At 57.8% G+C, this 5,226-nt stretch carries 3 rRNA genes; all 3 read left to right on the top strand.

The annotated features are described in order from the left end of the window. Positions 1–13 precede the first annotated feature (13 nt). The 3 genes from ACQ1X7_RS19730 to rrf all read left to right on the top strand — a co-directional run bounded on the left by ACQ1X7_RS19730 (position 14) and on the right by rrf (position 5,226). Positions 14–1,538, top strand: a 16S ribosomal RNA gene (locus ACQ1X7_RS19730). 269 nt (positions 1,539–1,807) lie between these two features. Further along, positions 1,808–4,968, top strand: a 23S ribosomal RNA gene (locus ACQ1X7_RS19725). A 141-nt stretch (positions 4,969–5,109) separates the two neighbouring features. Beyond that, positions 5,110–5,226 (top strand): 5S ribosomal RNA (gene rrf, locus ACQ1X7_RS19720). The 16S, 23S and 5S rRNA genes sit together here, the layout of an rRNA operon.

Below are 5,226 nucleotides of genomic sequence, written 5' to 3'. Positions count from 1 at the left end.
TTTTTGTAGGTTTTCTACGGAGAGTTTGATCCTGGCTCAGGACGAACGCTGGCGGCGTGCTTAACACATGCAAGTCGAGCGGAAAGGCCACTTCGGTGGTACTCGAGCGGCGAACGGGTGAGTAACACGTGAGTAATCTGCCCTTCACTTTGGGATAACCCCCGGAAACGGGAGCTAATACCGGATACGACCACTCCACGCATGTGGTGGTGGTGGAAACTTTTTTGGGTGGGGGATGTGCTCGCGGCCTATCAGCTTGTTGGTGGGGTAATGGCCTACCAAGGCTTTGACGGGTAGCCGGCCTGAGAGGGTGACCGGCCACACTGGGACTGAGACACGGCCCAGACTCCTACGGGAGGCAGCAGTGGGGAATATTGGACAATGGGCGGAAGCCTGATCCAGCAACGCCGCGTGAGGGATGACGGCCTTCGGGTTGTAAACCTCTTTCAGCACCGACGAAGCGTGAGTGACGGTAGGTGCAGAAGAAGGACCGGCCAACTACGTGCCAGCAGCCGCGGTAATACGTAGGGTCCGAGCGTTGTCCGGAATTATTGGGCGTAAAGGGCTCGTAGGCGGTTTGTCGCGTCGGGAGTGAAAACCGGGTGCTTAACACCTGGCTTGCTTTCGATACGGGCAGACTGGAGGTATGCAGGGGAGAACGGAATTCCTGGTGTAGCGGTGAAATGCGCAGATATCAGGAGGAACACCGGTGGCGAAGGCGGTTCTCTGGGCATGACCTGACGCTGAGGAGCGAAAGTGTGGGGAGCGAACAGGATTAGATACCCTGGTAGTCCACACCGTAAACGTTGGGCGCTAGGTGTGGGATCCATTCCACGGGTTCCGTGCCGTAGCTAACGCATTAAGCGCCCCGCCTGGGGAGTACGGCCGCAAGGCTAAAACTCAAAGGAATTGACGGGGGCCCGCACAAGCGGCGGAGCATGCGGATTAATTCGATGCAACGCGAAGAACCTTACCTGGGTTTGACATACACCGGAAAGCTGCAGAGATGTGGCCCCTTTTTGTCGGTGTACAGGTGGTGCATGGCTGTCGTCAGCTCGTGTCGTGAGATGTTGGGTTAAGTCCCGCAACGAGCGCAACCCTCGTTCCATGTTGCCAGCACGCCCTTCGGGGTGGTGGGGACTCATGGGAGACTGCCGGGGTCAACTCGGAGGAAGGTGGGGATGACGTCAAGTCATCATGCCCCTTATGTCCAGGGCTTCACGCATGCTACAATGGCCGGTACAGAGGGCTGCGATGCCGCGAGGCGGAGCGAATCCCTAAAAGCCGGTCTCAGTTCGGATTGGGGTCTGCAACTCGACCCCATGAAGTCGGAGTCGCTAGTAATCGCAGATCAGCAACGCTGCGGTGAATACGTTCCCGGGCCTTGTACACACCGCCCGTCACGTCACGAAAGTCGGCAACACCCGAAGCCGGTGGCCCAACCCTTGTGGGGGGAGCCGTCGAAGGTGGGGCTGGCGATTGGGACGAAGTCGTAACAAGGTAGCCGTACCGGAAGGTGCGGCTGGATCACCTCCTTTCTAAGGAGCACGCACCCGTGCCTGCCGGCGAGTGTCCGGTGGGGTTGGTGGTGTTCGCTAGTGGAATCATCGACACCCCACACCAGTGTTCTGGTGTGGGGGTTGGCGCACTGTTGGGGTTCTGAGGCATCAGGTGTTGCCTGGTGGCTTGGTTCCCGGCCATGGCCTGCTGGTCCCTGTGGGGGTGGTGGGTGTGGTGTGGGGTTGTTGTTTGAGATCTGGATAGTGGACGCGAGCATCTTTTGTAGTGATTGTTTTGTTGGTTTGTGAGACAAGCTATGAAGGGCGCATGGTGGATGCCTTGGCATCGAGAGCCGATGAAGGACGTTGGAGCCTGCGATAAGCCCTGGGGAGTTGGCAACCGAGCTGTGATCCGGGGGTGTCCGAATGGGGAAACCCAGCACGAGTCATGTCGTGTTACCCGCATCTGAATCAAATAGGGTGTGTGGAGGGAACGTGGGGAAGTGAAACATCTCAGTACCCATAGGAAGAGAAAACAATTGTGATTCCGAGAGTAGTGGCGAGCGAAATCGGAGGAGGCTAAACCTCATGCATGTATGAACCCGGCAGGGGTTGTGTGTGGGGGGTTGTGGGAGCGTTCGGGGGAGTCTGCCGGCTCCTCGCGCAGTGAGAAAACGCGTGTGAAGCTGAAGTCCCTTGGAAGGGGGCGCCGGAGAGGGTGAGAGTCCCGTAGGTGTAAGTGCGTGTCTGTGGAGCGTTTTCCCAAGTAGTACGGAACTCCTGAAATTCCGTGTGAATCTGGCGGGACCACCCGTTAAGCCTAAATACTCCTCGATGACCGATAGCGGACCAGTACCGTGAGGGAAAGGTGAAAAGTACCCCTGGCGGGGAGTGAAATAGTACCTGAAACCGTGCGCCTACAATCCGTCAGAGCCTGTGCATCCCTTTGGTGGGGTGGTGGGTGATGGCGTGCCTTTTGAAGAATGAGCCTGCGAGTTTGCGGTGTGTTGCGAGGTTAACCCGTGTGGGGTAGCCGTAGCGAAAGCGAGTCCGAACAGGGCGGTTGAGTAGCACGCTCAAGACCCGAAGCGAAGTGATCTATCCATGGGCAGGTTGAAGCGTCGGTAAGACGACGTGGAGGACCGAACCCACTTAGGTTGAAAACTGAGGGGATGACCTGTGGATAGGGGTGAAAGGCCAATCAAACTTCGTGATAGCTGGTTCTCCCCGAAATGCATTTAGGTGCAGCGTTGCGTGTTTCTTGCCGGAGGTAGAGCACTGGATAGCCGATGGGCCCGACCAGGTTACTGACGTTAGCCAAACTCCGAATGCCGGTAAGTGAGAGCGCAGCAGTGAGACGGCGGGGGATAAGCTTCGTCGTCGAGAGGGAAACAGCCCAGACCATCAGCTAAGGCCCCTAAGCGGTGACTAAGTGGAAAAGGATGTGGAGTCGCAGTGACAACCAGGAGGTTGGCTTGGAAGCAGCCACCCTTGAAAGAGTGCGTAATAGCTCACTGGTCAAGTGATTCCGCGCCGACAATGTAGCGGGGCTCAAGTCATCCGCCGAAGCTATGGCATTCACACGCGTACCCAAGCCCCTGCCTGCGTGGTGGGGGTTCAGGGGTGTGGATGGGTAGGGGAGCGTCGTGCCGGCAGTGAAGCCACCGGGTGACCGAGTGGTGGAGGCGGCACGAGTGAGAATGCAGGCATGAGTAGCGAATCACGGGTGAGAAACCCGTGCGCCGAATGATCAAGGGTTCCAGGGTCAAGCTAATCTGCCCTGGGTAAGTCGGGACCTAAGGCGAGGCCGACAGGCGTAGTCGATGGACAACGGGTTGATATTCCCGTACCGGCAACGTAGCGCCCATGACGAGCCCGGTGATGCTAACCACCCAAAGCACTCCCATCAGTCCACCTTCGGGTGGGCAGGGGGGTGTGGAGCGTGGGACCCGATCCGGTAGTAGTCAAGCGATGGGGTGACGCAGGAGGGTAGCCCAACCACAGCGATGGTCGACTGTGGGCAAGCGTGTAGCACGAGTTCCAGGCAAATCCGGGACTCTCCCCGTGAGGGGGGTGTGAGACGTGACGCGGAGACCTGATGGTCGAAGTGGGTGATCCCATGCTGTCGAGAAAAACCTCTAGCGAGCTATGCGCCGCCCGTACCCCAAACCGACTCAGGTGATCAGGTAGAGAATACCGAGGCGATCGAGCGAACCATGGTTAAGGAACTCGGCAAAATGCCCCCGTAACTTCGGGAGAAGGGGGACCCGAACCGTCAACCCGACCAGCTTGTCTGGGCTGGGGGAAGCGGGGAGGGTCGCAGAGACCAGGCCCAAGCGACTGTTTACTAAAAACACAGGTCCGTGCGAAGTTGTAAGACGATGTATACGGACTGACTCCTGCCCGGTGCTGGAAGGTTAAGAGGACGAGTCAACACCTTCGGGTGTGAAGCTCAGAATTTAAGCCCCAGTAAACGGCGGTGGTAACTATAACCATCCTAAGGTAGCGAAATTCCTTGTCGGGTAAGTTCCGACCTGCACGAATGGAGTAACGACTTGGGCGCTGTCTCAACCATGGACTCGGCGAAATTGCACTACGAGTAAAGATGCTCGTTACGCGCGGCAGGACGGAAAGACCCCGGGACCTTTACTACAGTTTGGTATTGGTGTTTGGTTCGGCTTGTGTAGGATAGGTGGGAGACTGTGAAGGCCCGACGCCAGTTGGGTTGGAGTCAACGTTGAAATACCACTCTGGTCGTACTAGATGTCTAACCTCGGGCCATGATCTGGTCCAGGGACAGTGCCTGATGGGTAGTTTAACTGGGGCGGTTGCCTCCCAAAGAGTAACGGAGGCGCTCAAAGGTTCCCTCAGCCTGGTTGGCAATCAGGTGGCGAGTGTAAGTGCACAAGGGAGCTTGACTGTGAGACAGACATGTCGAGCAGGGACGAAAGTCGGAACTAGTGATCCGGCCACGGCATGTGGAAGCGTGGTCGCTCAACGGATAAAAGGTACCCCGGGGATAACAGGCTGATCTTCCCCAAGAGTCCATATCGACGGGATGGTTTGGCACCTCGATGTCGGCTCGTCGCATCCTGGGGCTGGAGTAGGTCCCAAGGGTTGGGCTGTTCGCCCATTAAAGCGGCACGCGAGCTGGGTTTAGAACGTCGTGAGACAGTTCGGTCCCTATCCGCCGCGCGCGCAGGAAACTTGAGAAAGGCTGTCCCTAGTACGAGAGGACCGGGATGGACGAACCTCTGGTGTGCCAGTTGTCCCGCCAGGGGCACCGCTGGTTAGCTACGTTCGGAAGTGATAACCGCTGAATGCATCTAAGCGGGAAGCACGTTTCAAGATGAGGTTTCCCAACCCCGCGAGGGAGTAAGGCCCCCACCAGAACAGTGGGTCGATAGGCCGGAGGTGTACAGCAGCAATGCCCAGCCGACCGGTACTAATAGGCCGAGGGCTTGTCCCACACACCACCAAAACACTCACCACACAGCGGCCAGTGTTTTGATGCTGCGCACGATGTTCGCGTCCACTACCCAGATCCCGACCAACAAACCCACCACAGGGCTTGTACCGCTCACAACACAAGAGCAAGGGTCGAAAGAGTTACGGCGGCCATAGCGAACGGGAAACACCCGGACCCATACCGAACCCGGAAGTTAAGCCGATCAGCGCCGATGGTACTGCAACCGACAGGCTGTGGGAGAGTAGGACGCCGCCGGAC

Source organism: Nocardioides sp. GXQ0305 (assembly GCF_050880345.1).
Taxonomy (GTDB): Bacteria; Actinomycetota; Actinomycetes; order Propionibacteriales; family Nocardioidaceae; genus Nocardioides.
The sequence above is the reverse complement of the archived record's forward strand: the minus strand, read 5'-3'. Positions and strand labels throughout refer to the sequence as shown.